This is a genomic window from Phormidesmis sp. 146-12, from assembly GCF_052939495.1.
Window position 1 is genome coordinate 95,509 of record NZ_JBJPHS010000011.1, and the last position, 16,800, is coordinate 112,308.

The 16,800-nt window shown below is 48.6% G+C and carries 15 protein-coding genes; 9 read left to right on the plus strand and 6 right to left on the minus strand.

What is annotated here, in order from left to right; translation table 11 throughout:
* Positions 1 to 4: 4 nt before the first annotated feature.
* Complete coding sequence (locus ACKFKF_RS07590; RefSeq protein WP_446867149.1) at positions 5 to 592, minus strand: LemA family protein; 588 nt, start codon at positions 590 to 592, stop codon at positions 5 to 7.
* Positions 593 to 874: 282 nt separating this feature from the next.
* On the opposite strand from ACKFKF_RS07590, the gene ACKFKF_RS07595 reads away from it, so the two are divergent.
* The 3 genes from ACKFKF_RS07595 to ACKFKF_RS07605 all read left to right on the plus strand — a co-directional run bounded on the left by ACKFKF_RS07595 (position 875) and on the right by ACKFKF_RS07605 (position 3,367).
* Positions 875 to 1,345, plus strand: coding sequence for a hypothetical protein (locus ACKFKF_RS07595; RefSeq protein ID WP_446867151.1), 471 nt, complete (start codon positions 875 to 877; stop codon positions 1,343 to 1,345).
* 80 nt (positions 1,346 to 1,425) lie between these two features.
* Positions 1,426 to 2,541 carry a bifunctional diaminohydroxyphosphoribosylaminopyrimidine deaminase/5-amino-6-(5-phosphoribosylamino)uracil reductase RibD gene (gene ribD / locus ACKFKF_RS07600; RefSeq protein ID WP_446867152.1) on the plus strand — a complete coding sequence of 372 codons (1,116 nt, stop codon included), beginning with the start codon at positions 1,426 to 1,428 and terminating at the stop codon, positions 2,539 to 2,541.
* A 229-nt stretch (positions 2,542 to 2,770) separates the two neighbouring features.
* Complete coding sequence (locus ACKFKF_RS07605) at positions 2,771 to 3,367, plus strand: hypothetical protein (RefSeq protein ID WP_446867154.1); 597 nt, start codon at positions 2,771 to 2,773, stop codon at positions 3,365 to 3,367.
* An 8-nt stretch (positions 3,368 to 3,375) separates the two neighbouring features.
* Here ACKFKF_RS07605 and ACKFKF_RS07610 read toward each other — a convergent pair whose 3' ends face one another.
* A complete protein-coding gene (locus ACKFKF_RS07610) occupies positions 3,376 to 3,597 on the minus strand; it encodes a hypothetical protein (protein WP_446862427.1) in 222 nt (73 codons plus the stop codon).
* A gap of 249 nt (positions 3,598 to 3,846) precedes the next feature.
* Between ACKFKF_RS07610 and ACKFKF_RS07615 the strand changes: the two genes are divergently transcribed.
* Complete coding sequence (locus ACKFKF_RS07615) at positions 3,847 to 4,341, plus strand: MarR family winged helix-turn-helix transcriptional regulator (protein WP_446867156.1); 495 nt, start codon at positions 3,847 to 3,849, stop codon at positions 4,339 to 4,341.
* Positions 4,342 to 4,349: 8 nt separating this feature from the next.
* On the opposite strand, the gene ACKFKF_RS07620 is transcribed toward ACKFKF_RS07615, so the two are convergent.
* On the minus strand, positions 4,350 to 5,042 hold the full coding sequence (locus tag ACKFKF_RS07620) for a queuosine precursor transporter (RefSeq protein ID WP_446862425.1): 693 nt from the start codon (positions 5,040 to 5,042) through the stop codon (positions 4,350 to 4,352).
* Between the two features lie 81 nt (positions 5,043 to 5,123).
* On the opposite strand from ACKFKF_RS07620, the gene ACKFKF_RS07625 reads away from it, so the two are divergent.
* Positions 5,124 to 6,455 (plus strand): hypothetical protein, encoded by a 1,332-nt coding sequence (locus ACKFKF_RS07625; RefSeq protein ID WP_446867158.1) that lies wholly within the window; start codon positions 5,124 to 5,126, stop codon positions 6,453 to 6,455.
* A 238-nt stretch (positions 6,456 to 6,693) separates the two neighbouring features.
* Here the strand turns inward: ACKFKF_RS07625 and ACKFKF_RS07630 are convergent, their stop codons facing one another.
* A complete protein-coding gene (locus tag ACKFKF_RS07630; protein WP_446862423.1) occupies positions 6,694 to 6,792 on the minus strand; it encodes a BrnT family toxin in 99 nt (32 codons plus the stop codon).
* Positions 6,793 to 6,929: 137 nt separating this feature from the next.
* Here ACKFKF_RS07630 and ACKFKF_RS07635 point away from each other — a divergent pair, with 137 nt between their 5' ends.
* From ACKFKF_RS07635 to ACKFKF_RS07650, 4 genes are all read left to right on the plus strand, one after another.
* On the plus strand, positions 6,930 to 7,370 hold the full coding sequence (locus ACKFKF_RS07635; protein WP_446862422.1) for a M67 family metallopeptidase: 441 nt from the start codon (positions 6,930 to 6,932) through the stop codon (positions 7,368 to 7,370).
* 48 nt (positions 7,371 to 7,418) lie between these two features.
* Positions 7,419 to 8,597: a molybdopterin-synthase adenylyltransferase MoeB gene (moeB, locus tag ACKFKF_RS07640; protein WP_446867159.1), complete on the plus strand. Its 1,179-nt coding sequence runs from the start codon at positions 7,419 to 7,421 to the stop codon at positions 8,595 to 8,597.
* Between the two features lie 67 nt (positions 8,598 to 8,664).
* Complete coding sequence (locus tag ACKFKF_RS07645) at positions 8,665 to 9,231, plus strand: DUF1176 domain-containing protein (RefSeq protein WP_446867160.1); 567 nt, start codon at positions 8,665 to 8,667, stop codon at positions 9,229 to 9,231.
* Between the two features lie 171 nt (positions 9,232 to 9,402).
* The gene (locus ACKFKF_RS07650; RefSeq protein WP_446867162.1) at positions 9,403 to 10,350 is read left to right on the plus strand and encodes a proline dehydrogenase family protein; all 948 of its coding nucleotides are present in this window, start codon (positions 9,403 to 9,405) and stop codon (positions 10,348 to 10,350) included.
* 30 nt (positions 10,351 to 10,380) lie between these two features.
* Here the strand turns inward: ACKFKF_RS07650 and ACKFKF_RS07655 are convergent, their stop codons facing one another.
* Positions 10,381 to 11,115, minus strand: coding sequence for a Uma2 family endonuclease (locus tag ACKFKF_RS07655; protein ID WP_446867164.1), 735 nt, complete (start codon positions 11,113 to 11,115; stop codon positions 10,381 to 10,383).
* A 275-nt stretch (positions 11,116 to 11,390) separates the two neighbouring features.
* Positions 11,391 to 16,052, minus strand: coding sequence for a glutamate synthase large subunit (gltB, locus tag ACKFKF_RS07660; RefSeq protein ID WP_446867166.1), 4,662 nt, complete (start codon positions 16,050 to 16,052; stop codon positions 11,391 to 11,393).
* Between the last annotated feature and the right edge of the window lie 748 nt (positions 16,053 to 16,800).

The following is a 16,800-nucleotide window of genomic DNA, read 5'->3' on the forward strand; positions in this document are numbered from 1 at the left end:
CAGTCTAGAACGATACGCGGGGAGCAGCTTTCACTTCGGGAGCGACCTCGGCCAGCAGTTCTGCTGCCGCAAAGTTAAAAGCCCCTGCGACCAGATTGCTCGGAAACACTTCTCGCTTGGTGTTGTAGACCGTCACGCCATCGTTAAAAGCTTGACGCGCAAACGCAACTTTGTTCTCAGTGGACGACAACTCTTCCATCACGCGGGTCATCGTCTGGTCTGCTTTGAGATCAGGATAAGCTTCTGAAATGGCGATAAACCGACCCAATGCGCCTGTGAGTGCAGCTTCGGCGCTACCCAACTGCTGCATCGCCTGGGGATCACCGGGAGTTTGGGCGGCTCGACTGTTAGCAGTAATGGCAGAGTTGCGGGCCGCGATCACCGCTTGCAGAGTTTCTTGCTCATACTTCATGTAGCCTTTGGCCGTCTCGATCAGATTGGGAATCAAATCGTATCGTCGCTGAAGTTGAACATCGATTTGAGAGTAGGCGTTTTTGTAGCGATTGCGAAGCGTCACCAGTCGGTTGTAGGCATCGATCACGATATAGCCGATCAGTAAAATCAGCCCGACCAAAAAAATCAAAAATCCCATAGCAAACAGTCCTGATTGAGAAGCTAAAAAAGGTTTACAGTCTCGATCGCCAGTATTCCCTTCCCCTTTCTCAACTCAACGCTGTTCTTCACATACGCATTCATCCAAGCTTTACTGAAGAATAATTAAATTCCTCCTCTCGTCCCTGAGCAAACCCCGATCAAAGGTTTAGAATTCAAACAGAAATAGCCACCGCCCTCACTCTCCCCCTATAGTTTTGTGACAGTTACACGTTTCTTGCGAAAGACGGGTCTAGTACGCCGACAGACTCATCTGTCCGTGATGATATTTCCCGATGAAGTATCTGCATTTCAGGCGTATCGATTGCTGCATTATTACGGAATTTCACCTGAGCATTTGGCGATCGTGGGTCGAGGGTACAGCAGCCCAGAACACGTTGGCTTACTCAAACCTATGCAGATCGCTACCCGTAAGGCGCGATCGTTTTCTCTATTGGCGGGCACATTGGGTACGATCTTCGGTCTAGCGCTGTTTCTATATCAAGGCCCTAGCGAGGTCGATTGGGAGCATTTTCGTCATTTGCTGGTTATTCCTGCATTTGGGATCGTGAGCGGGTTTTGTGGCGCAGTGGTCGGCGGCCTGTTTGGCTTGTTTGGAGAAGGCACGACGGTTAGTGTCTATCGTCACCATCTCAACCGGGGACAATATTTGCTGATGATGGAAGGGCCAGAAAAGCTGGTGCGCTGGGGTCAAGAAGTGCTAAGTCAGTATTCCACGTCGCGATCGTCCTAGCCGTTCTAACCTGAAACTTTTCTCCTTCAGTGATTCAATAAGTGATGAACTAAGATACTCACTCGGATTGAGAAGGCTGAATGAAAATTTCGGTAGATGAACCAGGTGAACTCGATCGCACTCTCATGCATCGCTGTTTGGAATTGGCGCGACAGGCGATCGGGCAGACGGCTCCCAACCCCTTAGTGGGCTGTGTGGTCGTTCAAGATAGGGAAATTGTGGGTGAAGGCTTTCATCCCAAGGCGGGACAGCCCCATGCAGAAGTGTTTGCGCTGAGAGCGGCGGATAATCGTGCCCAAAATGCGACCCTTTACGTCAATCTGGAACCCTGCAATCATTACGGCCGCACGCCTCCCTGCTCTGAAGCGATCATTGCAGCCGGAATTCGGCGAGTCGTTGTGGGCATGGTTGATCCCAATCCGCAGGTGGCAGGAAGCGGCATTGCTCGACTCAGAGCAGCCGGAATCGATGTGGTTGTGGGCGTTGAAGAAGCAGCGTGTCAGACTCTCAACGAAGCCTTTGTGCATCGCATTCTGCATCATCGTCCGTTTGGCATTCTCAAATACGCCATGACCCTGGACGGCAAAATTGCGGCGACTACAGGACACAGCAGTTGGGTGACGGGGGCAGCTTCTCGAAATCGAGTCCATCAGTTGCGATCGACCTGCGACGCGGTAATCATCGGGGGCAACACGGTTCGCAAAGACAATCCTCAATTAACGACGCACAATGTTTCAAATCACAATCCTCTGCGCGTGGTGATGAGTCGATCGCTTGATCTGCCTACCGATGCTCACTTGTGGAATACCGAAGCTGTTCCCACGATCGTATTCACAGGGTTAGCAGCCGATTGGGAAGTTGAGAAAACACTCACCCAGCAAGGCGTAGAAGTCGTAAAACTGGACTCGTTAACGCCGACTCAGGTCATGGCTAGTTTGTACGATCGAGGCTGTCTCTCGGTTCTCTGGGAGTGTGGCGGAATGCTGGCGGCGCAGGCGATCGGGCAGAAATGTGTTCAAAAAGTGCTGGCGTTTATTGCTCCCAAGATTATTGGTGGAGTTGGTGCCCCTTCTCCGGTGGGCGATCTGGGATTGGTGGCGATGACACAAGCTTTGGAATTGGAGCGAGTTAGCTGGGAAGCGATCGGCTCTGATTTTTTACTGCAAGGGTATTTGAAGGTGAGGAGTGAGGAGTGAGGGGTTAATTCAAAACTTGAAAGGGCGTTGCTGAATCAGGGGGTGAATTGCCCCAGAGCGGAGGGAGGCCCAATGCTCAAAGTCCCCCATTTTTGGGGGTTTAGGGGGCGGAAAGATTGACACTTCCCAACAGATTCATCCCTCCAATCAGCAACGCCCTTGAAAGAAGTTTCTCAGGGAGAACTTTTGCCTGTACACTACACCCTACTCCCCACGCCCTACTTTCTTAATGAGCGAAATCACCCTTTTGAGCTTGTTGGTTGGCAGTCTCGGATTGCAGGCAGTGGTTGGAGGCGGATGGTTGCGGTGGCAACAGTCAAAATTGCAGCAAGTCTGTGAGGAGGAAGAAGAAACCTTGACCCCTTACGAATCTAACGACACAGCAACGACTTCTACCCAAAAAAACGGCTCAAAAAAGCCTCCCAAAGATCCTCGACTCGTTGGCTGGGAATTCAAAATCGTACGATCGCATCAAGACCTATTTCGCGATCCAACAGTGTTGCAACGACTGTGTGAAGAAGAGTCGCACGCTGGCTGGATTTTATTAGAAAAACTGGACGATCGACGGATTCGATTTAAGCGTCCGATCGCGCTGCGGGAAATCATCAAGTCCGACATGATGACGATCGATCCCTACCGCAGTTATTATGGCGCTTCTGGAAATTCAAGACTTTGGGTGATGGCGATCGTCAGTATAATGCTTCTGACTTTGCCCGCTTATCTGGGCTTTATGCTGGTCTCTGCCACGCTCAATAAACCGCCTTCACCCATAAACTCAATTCAGAAGGGTTCACCCATCACGCTTCCCAAAACAACCCCAGAATAAAGCTCACTCTAGCTGGCAGCCAAACGATTGTGGGCCAGATCGCGGATTAGCGTCAGTTTGGAGTGAATGTAGCTCCGCAGAAGCGTGGTTTCTTCCGGGTTGAGGGGGCGCTGAGTGGGAAATTGTCGCAGTAAACATTGGACGAGGCTGGTGTCGTCGAGATTCAAAAGCAGGGTTGCTTGAGTCGTTTCGATCAGAGACCAGAGTTGACGAAGCGTTGAGGGGTTCATGGGATTTTGAAGAGGTGACGGATGACCAAAAGAATTTGCCTTGTGTTCACCATACTGAATCTTTTAAGCGTCGATCGAGGATCTCACAAGATGCAAAAGAGTTACAAAAAGCTTAACTAAGCGATTCATAACTTGATGTGTAATCAGAAACAAAAGTCAGAGAATAATCAGGCACGAATCTTTAAAGTTTGGATTAGTACATTCGATATGTAATACTGAAAATAATAAATACATTCAATCCTCTGTCTTGTGAAGCAAACAAAGGTTAACAAAACAAAATTGGCCCCTTCCAAACTGACCGCTGATAGTGCGGCAAATCAACCTTTTTTGGCGACTTTGCGCGAACTCGTCCAAACCTATCAAGCCTTTTGTGCGTATGAAGAACCTCACATTCGTGAACTCGGCTTAACGTCCCCTCAGTTTGATGTGATTGCGACGCTGGGAAATACGCCCGGTATGTTTATGAATCAGTTAGCGGAAAAAACGCTGGTGACGAAAGGAACGCTGACGGGAATTATCGATCGCTTAGAACAGAAAGGCTTTGTCCGTCGAGAAGTTCCGCCTGAAAATCGACGCTGTTTTCTGATTGTTTTGACCCCAGAAGGTGAGCAGGTTTTTAACAATATCTTTCCAGTTCATATTAGTTATCTAAAAGAACGATTTGATCAACTTAGCGAATCAGAATTGAGTGACATCAAAACCTCACTAAAACGGTTGAGAGAAATTTTTGAGCAACCTTCTTAACTCTATTTTTAGGAAGTCGATCGCTTCGATTCCCTTAAGGCAAAAGGATTAAAGTTCGTGTTCACATCATAAAAATCTTCTCTTTCTTGACGCTTTAACCAGCTTGTCAAAATGTAGGTAATGGGCGTAAACAAAATCTCAATGCCGCATTTGAACAGGTAGTTTGAGATGATTAGTGTCAGCAACAGCGAATCAGGCACGACTCCTGTAAAGCTAATCAGAACAAAGATTCCGGTGTCTAGAAGTTGACCAACCAGTGTGGAAGCGATCGTGCGGCTCCAAAGCCATTTTCCACGAGTGACAATCTTCAATTTTGCCAAAATCCAGGAATTAGAAAATTCACCGACAAAATAAGCGATCAAGCTAGCGATAACGATGCGAGGAGCCAGCCCTAAAATCTGCTCGTAAGCCGTCTGATACTGCCAATCTGCGGCTGGAGGAAGTGCTCCAACAATAATTAAAGTTAATGACATCAGCAATGCTGAGAAGAATCCTAACCAGATTACTTTTCGCGATCTCTGATACCCGTAAACCTCTGTCAAAATATCACCAAAAATATAGCTAAGAGGAAACAATAACGTTCCCCCGTCAAAGGTGAACCAACCAAAATCAACAATCTTGGTAGATGCAATATTCGAGATCAGTAATACCGCTACAAACAAGGCTGTAATCGAATCGAGATGCTGATATGACTTAGACATGGACTCAAAAATCTATCGTAAGATACGTTTCTACGAGTACAGTGAAGGCTATGTTAGCCAAATGCGATCGGAGGTTAGAGCGTGAATTCTATTCTAGAGCGGACAAGAGCGCTAAAACAGGCGTTGACGGATTTTGTCTATGACGCTGAGGGAGAGTTGGCCACTGCTTTGGAGGCTTTCACGGCTGAACAATTGGCAAAATCGCAGCAAAAAGATACCAGGCAGCGTGATTTAGTCGTTGACACTTTTTTGAGCGCTGGACGAATCGGAGAGAAAACACCGATCGATTTATTTATCGAAAGCGAAACAGAATTATCGGAAGGCGATCGCCAACTGCTAGCTGAATGGAACCGCAACTTTACAGGATTGTTTGTGGTTCAGCAAATGTTACCCGATGGGTTTGAGTTGAGAAACTGGCTGACAGATAAAACCTACATCGTGAAGCCCAACGATCCGGCAATGCTAGAGGACATGTCTCGATTTAAGCTGGGAGAAATTTTGTTAACGCGAATTGCGCCCGTTGAAGATTACTGGACGTTCTTCAGTTCGTACACTCAGATGGGCAATTTGGGCAAGCCAAAACTAGCGGTCGCGATCGGCAACTTCAAACAAAATCACAAGCCAGATCTCTATGGCGACGCGCCAGAATTGTTGGAGGAAGCCTGGAAATCAGTCGATCGCTATCACCAAGATTTTCTTGAATTTTTTGGCAGCGACGAACTGACGCTACCGGGCTATCAATTGGGCAAAAAGGTGGCTGAGTTTCAAGAGTTTATGACGCAGCGCAGTTTAGAAGCTGCCGGAGTGGACAGTTCTAAATCTCTCGCAGAAATTGCCACTGATGCAGGCATGACCGATGAGGAATTGGAAGAAGCGGCCGAAGCGATGGAGATGGATTCTCAAGCCGCTGCAAAAATGCTCAAAAGCAAAGACTCGTTGAAAATGGCCGCTCCTCAAGTTAACCTGCCTCCTGATATCAAGAAAGCAGAACAAGTGACCGTTTTGGCACATCCCAAATGGGGGCAATCGCTTTTAACGAACTATCAACAATTCACTGATCTTCTGCAAAGCGACGATTGGCAAAGTGTAAAAGGTTCTGATAAATTGATTCGCAAATATTTAGAAGACCCGACGATTAACGCCTTTGTTTGGTATCGATTAGCAGAAACTTATCCAACTCAATTAGAGAAGATTTTGCGAGAGTTTTTGCAGCAGCCAGACTTTCAACTTAAGCGCGATTTGGGTGGATTGCTGCGATCGTACCAAAAATCCACCGAACCAGAACTTCCAGAAATTGCCAGCGTACCGATTCATTTACACAATCTCTTTCAAGAAGCGCTGTCAGAAGTCACCAAATCTCAGCCCAAAAACAAAGGCGACAAAAAGGGAAGCAAAGGATTTCAACGAGCCTAGGATCGCGAATTAAATATGTGTAGGTTGGGTTGAAACATGAAACCCAACGGCTTCTAGGATGTCGGGTTTCGCAAGGCTCTACCCAACCTACGACCTGACTTTTTATACTTCTCAAACATCACCATGATCGGTAAACGAAACTAACAGCAAGCGATCGCTCTGAGAATGTCCAATTATAATCTCGCGCCTCTCATCTTTTGAATGAGCCTCATCGTCAAAAATAACTGCCAACGTATTCTCAAAGACAGTTATCAAAGACAGTTTTAGCTTCTTCAAAGCTGACATTATGCTTCTTCAGGTTAGCCGCTGCTTTTGACTGATCCCACTCAAACTCCATGTCAAAATCATAGCCGATCGCTCATCAGCCCAACTACGCAGAAATTTGCAGTCCCTCAAACACTCTTCACAACTCTATAATTTTTCGCATCCTGATCCTGTCATAGAATAGATCTCTGGATTTGCACAGCATTTGTAGTGGTTCTCAAACTCAATTCTCAGCAGCTTCAGACGATCGTCACTCATGCACAAGGCACCTATCCCGAAGAGTGCTGTGGTTTGCTGCTGGGTACGATCGACCCCACGGGCAAAACGGTCATTGAGGTCAAACCGATCGAAAATACCTGGAACGCCGATGAAGCTGCGATCCCCAAAACTCGCCGTTACTCGATTGCACCCCAAGCGATGTTAGCAACGATGCGAGAAGCCCGCGATCGCAACCTCACCCTCATTGGCATTTATCATTCTCATCCTGACAATCCAGCCTTGCCCTCGGAGTGCGATCGTCAGCTTGCCTGGCAGGAGTATTCTTATGCGATCGTTTCGGTTCAGTCGGGACGGGCGATCGATTGGCAAAGCTGGACGCTGGATGAGGCTCACCAGTTTCAACCCGAAGAAATTCTCACAATGCGACTGTGATCCCCGATCGCTTCAACGTTCAGAAAACACTCACTTTCATCCGCCGCCATGCTAAGTCCCAATCTGGATGATATTCAGTTAACCAATGAAGAATACGCTCGTTACTCAAGGCACATTATTTTGCCAGAAGTCGGGCTAGATGGTCAAAAACGCCTCAAAGCCGCCAGCGTCCTCTGTGTCGGGACGGGTGGGCTAGGGTCTCCCCTGTTGCTCTATCTCGCTGCCGCTGGGATCGGACGAATCGGTATCGTCGATTTTGACACGGTGGATAGCTCCAATTTGCATCGCCAAATCATTCACGGCACCTCCTGGGTCGGCAAGCCTAAGATCGAGTCGGCAAAAAGTCGCATTCTCGAAATCAATCCTACTTGTCAAGTCGATCTGTACGAAACGCGCCTCAGTGCCGAGAATGCGCTGGATATTGCTCGTCCCTACGATCTGGTGATTGACGGAACCGACAACTTTCCGACGCGCTATCTAGTGAATGATGTCTGCGTGTTGTTAGGCAAGCCAAACGTTTACGGTTCGATCTTCCGATTTGAAGGTCAGGCGACCGTGTTCAATTACGAAGGCGGCCCCAACTATCGCGATTTGTACCCCGAACCACCGCCTCCTGGACTCGTTCCTTCTTGCGCTGAAGGTGGCGTTTTGGGAGTTTTGTGCGGCATCATTGGCACCATCCAGGCGACAGAAGCCGTCAAGATTATTCTCGGACAGGGCACGACTTTGAGCGGACGGCTCCTACTTTACAACGCCTTGAATATGACGTTTCGAGAGTTGAAGCTGCGACCCAATCCGGTGCGCCCTGTGATTGAGAAACTGGTTGACTACGAAGAGTTTTGTGGCATTCCTCAAGCAAAAGCAGCCGAAGAGAAGGAGCGTGCAAACATGACAGAAATGACGGTTCAAGAACTGAAACAACTGATTGACAGTGGAGCGATCGGTCAAGACTACATTCTCCTCGATGTTCGCAATCCTAATGAATACGAGATTGCCAAGATCCCTGGTTCAATTTTGGTGCCCCTGCCAGATATTGAGAAGGGCGAAGGCATCGAAAAGGTGAAAGAATTGCTCAACGGACACAAGCTGATTGCTCATTGCAAAATGGGGGGGCGATCGGCAAAAGCGCTGGCAATTCTCAAAGAATCCGGAATTGAAGGAACCAATTTGAAAGGGGGAATTACTGCCTGGAGCCAAGAAGTAGACGCTTCGGTTCCACAGTACTAGCTGTTAGTTGTAAAAGGGGTTGCTAACAGGCGGCCCTTTTTTTGTGGTCTTATTTTTTGGAGAAAAAATGCCTTTCAATCTGATTAAAGTTAGTTCAGTCTTATTAGCAACAACGTTACTTTTTACTTCCCAAACATTTGCTAAATCGCTGGCTCAAAAAGCTGAAACAAAACTTTCTCCTTATCAATCTCGGATTGTCGATCGCTTACAGAAATGTCCTTATGGTTCTCAACCAGATGCCCTTCAAAGATCCAGTTTTTTGAGAGTGGGCAATCAGAAATACATTGTTCAAATTATGTGCAATTTTGGCGCTTATCAGGGAGCCTATGAATACTATTTGTTAAGCGAAAGTGCAGGTCAAACTCAATCTAAACCGCTCAATTTATTGAAGATTGGCGAACGTGGAGAAAAGCTAGTTGACAACACGTTAGTGGGTTATCCTACTTATGATTCATCTAAAAAAGAACTGACTGTTTTTACCAAAAGTCGAGGGATTGGAGACTGCGGAAGCTTTGGACGATATCAATTTGAGAACGATCGCTTTGTCGCCCAAGAAATCAGAATCAAATCTGAATGTGACGGCAAATACGTCGAGCCTGAAAAGTATCAGAAAGTTTATCCATCATCCAGGTAAATCGGGAGCATCCTAATTGTGCAAAATCTCGGATTGCCCTCATCCCCAGGGAGAAGGGAGTCAGATCTCTTGTTCCCTCTCCTTGGGGAGAGGGTTAGGGTGAGGGCAGAAAGACTGTGCTACACAATTGGGATGCTTCCGGTAAATCATTCGTGAGAAGCATTGAACAATATGAGTGTTGAACTTGAAGCGGCTGAGGCATTGCGGCACATTGCACTGGATGAAACAGTTAAGTTATATGTTTTGAAACATCCACCGATCTATCAAGCTCTGCGTCATGCAGCAATGCGTTTTATTGGGGGTGAGACGCTAACAAACTGTGTCGAAATTACAAAATCTTTGAATGAGCAAAGTCATGCCGTCACTATTGACTTTATGGGTGAAAGCACTCGTGATGCTGAAATGGCAGAACACGCGACACAGGAATTTTTGAACGTGATTGAAGCGATCGCGAATCAAAATCTTGATGCTTCTATCTCTCTGGATTTGTCCCACATTGGTATGGTCATTGATGCGGAACTTGGCTACAAAAACGCTTTTATTTTGGCTGAAGCTGCTCAACAAACGGGTTTAGAAATGATGATCAGCATGGAAGGAACGGATCGAACCGCTCTAATTTTAGAAATCCATCAGCGTCTATGTGAGCAATTCAATAACGTTGGCATCACACTGCAAGCTTACTTACATCGAACCTCGAATGATTTAGCTAACGCCTTGCAGCGCCCAGGCAAAATTAGGTTGGTCAAGGGAGCCTTTGAAGCGCCATCAAATCTCGCGCGATCGAGAGGTGCTGAACTTGACACCGCCTACCGTCAGCTAATAGAAACGCTTCTAAAAAGTGGGCATTCTTGCTCGATCTCAACGCACGACCAATCTTTGCTAAATGATGCACACAAATTGATTCAGGAGCAAAATATTGTCTCTGCAAAAATCGAATTTGAAATGCTACAAGGGGTAACACCAGAGCGTCTGAAAACGATGAGTGAGTTGGGATATCGTACCCGCGTCTACCTTCCCTATGGTCAAGAATGGCATCTATATCTGTGCAATCGTCTAGCTGAATATCCACCTAATTTCTATCAAGCGATCGTTGATATTACAAAGCACAGCTACAAGTAGCGATCGCTAGATCAAAGCCCTTTGTTGAACCTAAAGCGTTTCTAAGTCAATTCCTAACTCGCGCAGTTTCTCGGCAAGTCGTTCTTTCTGAAGGCGTTCGTTCTCGATTTGGGACTGTGCTGCTTCTAGTTGCTGTTGTGTTGCTTCTAGTTGCTGTTGTGTTGCTTCTAGTTGCTGTTGTGTTGCTTCTGCCCATTCTTCGGGCGTGGGAAGGAGCTGCCCTTGACGGCTAAAGAGTCGAAGCTGACGCTGATGGATGCCCAGATAAAGTTCAAGCTGTTGGCTCCAGAGCCAGCCTTGAGAATCGGGCTGTAGCGCTTGATATTCGCCAGCCATCAGCCGAAATCCCTGAAATTCCAGCGTATTAGGGTCAAACCAAAAGTATTCAGGCGTGCGGAAGGTGTCTTGATAAATTTGCTTTTTGAGACCGCGATCGACCTTCGCCGTACTGTCTGACAGCAACTCGATAATCACGTTGGGATATTTGCCGTCTTCTTCCCAGACAACCCAACTTTTGCGGGTTTTCCGCTCAGTGCCCAACACGACGAAGACATCCGGGCCGCGAAAAAATTCAGACTTGAGTTGGCGAGGGCTGTAGTAGATGGTCAGATTGCCAAAGACGTAGAAATCCTGGCGATCGTCCCACCACAGTTCCAAACATCGAATCAGAAGCAGCAGTTGCCGCAGGTGGAGTTCGCTTTCCAATGGGGGTTCGTCGCTGTAAATGTCACCAGGCGGAAAAACGATGTCTTGAGATAGGGACATCACTTCAACTCGTAAAGGTACTTTTAGTTTAGGGCTTGACTCACAAAAAGGGGCTACTGATGCTGACCAGAGTTTCTTTGCTTCGATGCTGTCCCGCCCTGCACTGGAAGTACGGGCTAGCTGAGGAAAGTCCCCTGAAGGGACTCCGGAGCCATTTCAGCGTCTTGAGTCCGTTTCAACGGAGTTCGCAGCGTTAGCCCGGATTTCAATCCAGGGCGGGTGAATGCAATGAACGACACCTGTTTAGACATCCTCTTAAATCGATTGAGACTGAGTTAAGAGGCGGGGGTTAGTATCTTTTCAGTCGTCACTTCGGGATTGGCTTCGGGGGTGTCTTTTTCAGAGGGGGGCACGACCTGCCAGAATTTGGGCAAATAGGTTGACCAGTCCGCCAAAATCGCTTTGGCCTTGGGGCTGCCTGTACGATCGCGATGCGCTTCGATCAATTCCTTCAACTGCTGCTCACCTGCTGGAGAAATCACCCGCTGGACTTTGACAATCTCTGGGTTGACCTTTGCTTGAAAGCTGCCGTCTTCGTCCAAAAAGTACGCTAAACCGCCTGTCATGCCTGCGCCCACGTTGCGACCGTTGCGACCGAGAACGACGATCGTTCCCCCCGTCATATATTCGCAGCAGTGATCGCCGACTCCTTCAACCACGGCTTGAGCTTTCGAGTTTCGGACTGCAAACCGTTCTCCCGCCTGACCATTGGCGAATAGACTGCCGCCCGTGGCTCCATACAAGCAGGTGTTGCCGATGATCACGTTCAACGACGGATCGTAGGCTGCGTCAGCGGTTGGTTTGATAATCAGTTCGCCGCCGTGTAAGCCTTTGCCGACATAATCATTGGCTTCACCTTCTAAAATCAGCGTCATCCCAGGCAGATTGAATGCGCCAAAACTCTGGCCCACGCTGCCCTGGAAGATGAGCGAAATTTGACCACCAAAGCCTGTGTTGCCGTACTGTTTGGCGATCGTGCCTGCAATCCGACTGCCGACGGTGCGATCGGTATTCACCACTCGAACGGTTTTTGTCACACTGCCCTGATCCCGGATCGCGGTCTGAATGCCAGCATCCCTGAGCAATTCATCATCCAGAACTGGGCCGTTGCTATGGACAGATTCATGAGTCAGCCAGGTGCGATCGTGACGAGTATCCGGTAGCTGAGTCAAACAGCTTAAATTCAGACTCGTGGTTTTAGTCAGGCTAACTTCACGAGGTTTCAGCAAATCCGCTCGACCAATGATCTCATTCAAAGAGCGGTAGCCCAGACGTGCCAGGAGCGATCGCACTTCTTCCGCGACAAAGTAGAAGAAGTTGACCACATGTTCCGGCGTACCGGGAAAGCGTTTCCGCAGTTCTTCTTTTTGGCTGGCTACGCCGACCGGACAGTTATTGGTGTGGCAGATCCGCGCCATAATGCAGCCTTCAGCGATCATGGCGATCGACCCAAAGCCATATTCTTCACCGCCCATCAGCGCTGCCATGACCACATCCCAGCCCGTTTTGATGCCGCCATCGACTCGCAGGGTGACGCGATCGCGCAGTTGGTTTTGCATGAGAACGCGGTGAACTTCAGTCAGACCCAATTCCCACGGACTTCCCGCATGTTTGATCGAGCTTAAGGGAGAGGCACCCGTTCCGCCGTCGTGACCAGAGACTTGAATGATATCCGCGTTGGCTTTGGCGACCCCAGCGGCGATCGTGCCGATTCCTACTTCGGCGACCAGTTTGACGGACACCTGAGCCAATGGGTTGATTTGGTGCAGGTCAAAGATCAGTTGGGACAAGTCTTCGATCGAGTAAATATCGTGGTGAGGCGGCGGAGAAATTAGAGTGACGCCCGGTTTCGATCGGCGCAGCATCGCAATATAAGGGCTGACTTTGGGGCCAGGAAGCTGTCCACCTTCGCCCGGTTTTGCGCCTTGAGCCATCTTGATTTCGATCTGCTTGGCGCTCATCAAATATTCAGGAGTCACGCCAAATCGACCAGATGCTACCTGTTTAATTGACGAATTAGCGGTGTCACCATTCTGCAAGCCTTTCAGATGAGGCAACAGCGGAGACAAGCCTTCGTTGACATCATTGAGAACGTTAAAGCGAACCGGATCTTCACCGCCTTCTCCTGAATTGGATTTGCCGCCGATGCGATTCATGGCGATCGCCAACACTTCATGCGCTTCGCGAGACAGGGCACCCAGCGACATCCCACCCGTACAGAACCGTTTGACAATTTCAGCCGCCGATTCGACTTCTGAAATGGGCAGAGAAGGACGATCGCTCTTAAAATCCAGCAAGTCGCGCAGGGCAGTCAAGGGCCGGTTCTGTAAATGCTTTTGATACAGGTCGTAATGGTCGAAACTCTTGGTCGCGACGGCTTTGTGCAAATGTTTCGCCAATTCGGGACTGTTCATGTGATACTCGCCACCGGGACGATATTGCACAAATCCAAAGTTCTCTAGCTTTTTGGCATTCAGTTCAGGAAAAGCGCGACAGTGGAAAGACAGCACTTCTTGAGCCAGATCCGTCACGCTCAAACCGCCCAACCGAGAAGCCGTTCCGGTAAATCCCAGGTTGAGCAAATCAGAACCAATGCCGATCGCTTCAAAAATTTGCGCCCCGTGGTAGCTCGACAGCAGCGAAATCCCCATTTTAGAAAGAATCTTGAGCAGACCGTCTTCGATCGCCTTTCTAAAGTTTGCCTGCACTGCTGACAGACTGGCCGCTTTGATTTTGCCTCGTTCCATCAAGGCTTTGGTGCGCGAATCAGACCACCACTGACGCACCGTTTCGAGCGCCAAATAAGGACAGACCGCACTCGCACCGTAGCCAATTAGACAAGCAAAATGATGAGTACTCCAAGCCTGAGCGGTATCTGAAACGATCGACGCTTTCATTCGCAAGCCCTGACGAATCAGATGATGATGAACGGCTCCCACAGCCAGCATCGGCGGAATGTAGCTGTAATCTGTGTTGAGATGGGTGAATTGTCCAGAGGGCGTGAGGCGATCGCTCAACACCAAAATTTTCTGACCTGCCCGAACAGCCTCCGTTGCTTTTTGGCAAAGTTCCGTCACAGCCCGTCTCAAGCCTTCGGGGCCGTTGGCAATCTCAAACAACGTCGATAAGTTAGCCGTTTCTAGACCAGACTGCCGCACCTGCTCCAGATCGCTGTCATCCAAAATGGGCGACTCCAGCATCAGCAAATTGGTATATTCGGGCTTGGCTTCCAGCAGGTTGCCGCGTTCTCCAAGCTGCATCGTCAGAGACATTACGAGCTTTTCGCGCAGGGGGTCGATCGGCGGATTGGTTACCTGAGCAAAGCGCTGTTTGAAATAATCGTAGAGCAGGTGAGGTTTTGTAGACAGCACCGCCAGCGGAATGTCATCGCCCATGCAAAAAGTTGGTTCTTTGCCTTGAGCCGCCATTTCGTGAATGATCATTTCCACATCTTCAGACGTGTAGCCAAAGGCGGTTTGATGACCCAGCAGCATCTGACCGTCCATCAGCGTCGTTTCGGTCGGCGGTTGAGCGGGAATGCTGCGGCGTTGCTTTAACCATTCGCCATAGGGATTTTCGGAAGCGACTCGCCGCTTGAGTTCCCAGTTTTTGAGAACTTCATGAGAATCGAGATCAAAAGCAATCATTTGTCCCGGCCCCAGTCGGCCTTTCTCGATCACTTCTGACTCTGGAATATCCACCACGCCAGCTTCTGAAGCGACAATAACGTATTGGTTAGTCAGACAATAGCGAGCCGGACGCAGACCATTGCGATCGAGTGTCGCCCCCACCCGTTTCCCATCGCTAAACACCAACAGCGCCGGGCCATCCCAAGGCTCTTGAATGCCGCTGTAATATTCGTAAAAATTGGTAATTTCAGGATGATCCGTCAGGTCGGGCTGATTTTTGTAAGCTTCTGGCACCAGAATCATCAAGGCTTCCATCGGACTGCGCCCCGATCGCACCAGCAGTTCCAGCACATTATCCAGATTGGACGAATCGCTGTTTTCAGGATTGACAGTCGGCTTGAGCAACTCGACTCGATCGCCCCAGTGAGCATGAGCAATATCCGCTTGCCGCGCTACCATCCAGTTCACATTGCCCAACAGGGTATTGATTTCGCCATTGTGACCGACCAATCGCATCGGTTGAGCCAGGTGCCATTTGGGTAACGTATTGGTGCTAAAGCGACGGTGATAAGCCGCAAAAGCACTCTGGTAAGCAGGATTCTGCAAATCTTCGTAAAAGGTGCCCAAGACCGCCGATCGCACCATGCCTTTGTAGACGATCGTCCGGCAAGAGAACGAGCAAAAATAGCACTCTGAGATACCCGCTTTGTTGGTTGAAGTGGGATTGAGAATGCCGTGAATCCGTTTGCGAACGAGATAAAGCTGACGTTCTAGCGCGTCTTCCTGGAAATTGGACTGTACTATTAGTTGCTCAATCTGCGGCTGATTTTCTCTCGCTTGAATGCCCAGCAGACTCGGCTTTACGGGCACCACTCGCCAGCCCAACAGCGTCAATCCTTCCTCAGCCAGAACTTGCTCAATGACCTGTTTTGCCGTTGCCGTATCTTCTAATTTTTGGGGCAAAAAGACCATGCCCACGCCAACCTGCGCCGTCTGTAGTGGTGAAATCCCCTGAGAAGCTGCCCACTGCTGCAAAAGCTCCCACGGAATCGCTGTCATCAACCCCGCACCATCCCCAGAATCTTGATCGGCGCTACATCCTCCCCGATGTTCAAGACAGGCGAGGGCAGACAAGGCTTTTGTGACCAGATCACTGCTGGCTTTTCCCTGGCGATCGGCAATAAAGCCCACCCCACAGGCATCCCGTTCTTCGACTAACCACCGTTGCCCTGCATACCCTGCATCCGATTCTTGACTGTTCTCTAAATTTGCACTTGCGTTGATCATGGGATGGTTCATTTCGTTCATTTCAATGAGAGTTTTGTTTCTTCTAGGAAGAAATCGAAGGTTGGGATGCTCTGAGCGATCGCGGCGTTCACTGCCAAAATCAAAGCGCTAAAAGCCTGAGTAGATAAAATATGAATGACATAGATCACACAATCAGTTAAAAAACTGTGCTAGTCAAGTTCACTGACAAACAGAAGCAGAACGTCTATTGCGCTCACTGACAAAGCTGCCTCTAGCTTCAACGTTGACCCGTTCAGCAGGTTTGCAGACCTAAACGTTCGACGCTTTTACGAGCTTGCTTGAATCGTGACTAAGCAAATAGTGATCGATGCGGAAATTGCCTGACCTGAAAAAAGGATGAAGTAAAAATATTATAAAAGATCCTTTCTGCTGGCAATCCCTGTGGTAGGAAGCGATCGTAAAAAATTTGAGTTCTTCAAGGAGCAACTTACGAAGGCAAATCGTCTTAAAAGATGAAGAACGACCGGATGGGGAGACTCACTATGTTACTTCATATGTACTTCATATCATGGGTGGCTTAAGGAAGGGCCAGTCTCAAAGTCAGTGTTTCTTGATAACTCAGGATGCTGACCTGATGGTGCTTTCTCAGTTTGGACACTTTCTTCACAAAAAACTTCACAAAAATAAATATCTCAGTTCAGAATCAGCCGAGTCGAGTAAAATGCGCCTCAGTCATCACTTTTTAAAATCGTCACTAGACTTTATTGGAAATAGGAAGGTGTAGCCAGTAAAATAGTGCCAGTGTCCA

Coding starts and splice junctions, on each gene's coding strand:
- ACKFKF_RS07590 (WP_446867149.1), bottom strand. CDS start 592: ATGGGATTTTTGATTTTTTTGGTCGGGCTGATTTTACTGATCGGCTAT.
- ACKFKF_RS07595 (WP_446867151.1), top strand. CDS start 875: ATGATATTTCCCGATGAAGTATCTGCATTTCAGGCGTATCGATTGCTG.
- ribD (WP_446867152.1), top strand. CDS start 1,426: ATGAAAATTTCGGTAGATGAACCAGGTGAACTCGATCGCACTCTCATG.
- ACKFKF_RS07605 (WP_446867154.1), top strand. CDS start 2,771: ATGAGCGAAATCACCCTTTTGAGCTTGTTGGTTGGCAGTCTCGGATTG.
- ACKFKF_RS07610 (WP_446862427.1), bottom strand. CDS start 3,597: ATGAACCCCTCAACGCTTCGTCAACTCTGGTCTCTGATCGAAACGACT.
- ACKFKF_RS07620 (WP_446862425.1), bottom strand. CDS start 5,042: ATGTCTAAGTCATATCAGCATCTCGATTCGATTACAGCCTTGTTTGTA.
- ACKFKF_RS07630 (WP_446862423.1), bottom strand. CDS start 6,792: ATGGAGTTTGAGTGGGATCAGTCAAAAGCAGCGGCTAACCTGAAGAAG.
- moeB (WP_446867159.1), top strand. CDS start 7,419: ATGCTAAGTCCCAATCTGGATGATATTCAGTTAACCAATGAAGAATAC.
- ACKFKF_RS07645 (WP_446867160.1), top strand. CDS start 8,665: ATGCCTTTCAATCTGATTAAAGTTAGTTCAGTCTTATTAGCAACAACG.
- ACKFKF_RS07650 (WP_446867162.1), top strand. CDS start 9,403: ATGAGTGTTGAACTTGAAGCGGCTGAGGCATTGCGGCACATTGCACTG.
- ACKFKF_RS07655 (WP_446867164.1), bottom strand. CDS start 11,115: ATGTCCCTATCTCAAGACATCGTTTTTCCGCCTGGTGACATTTACAGC.
- gltB (WP_446867166.1), bottom strand. CDS start 16,052: ATGAACGAAATGAACCATCCCATGATCAACGCAAGTGCAAATTTAGAG.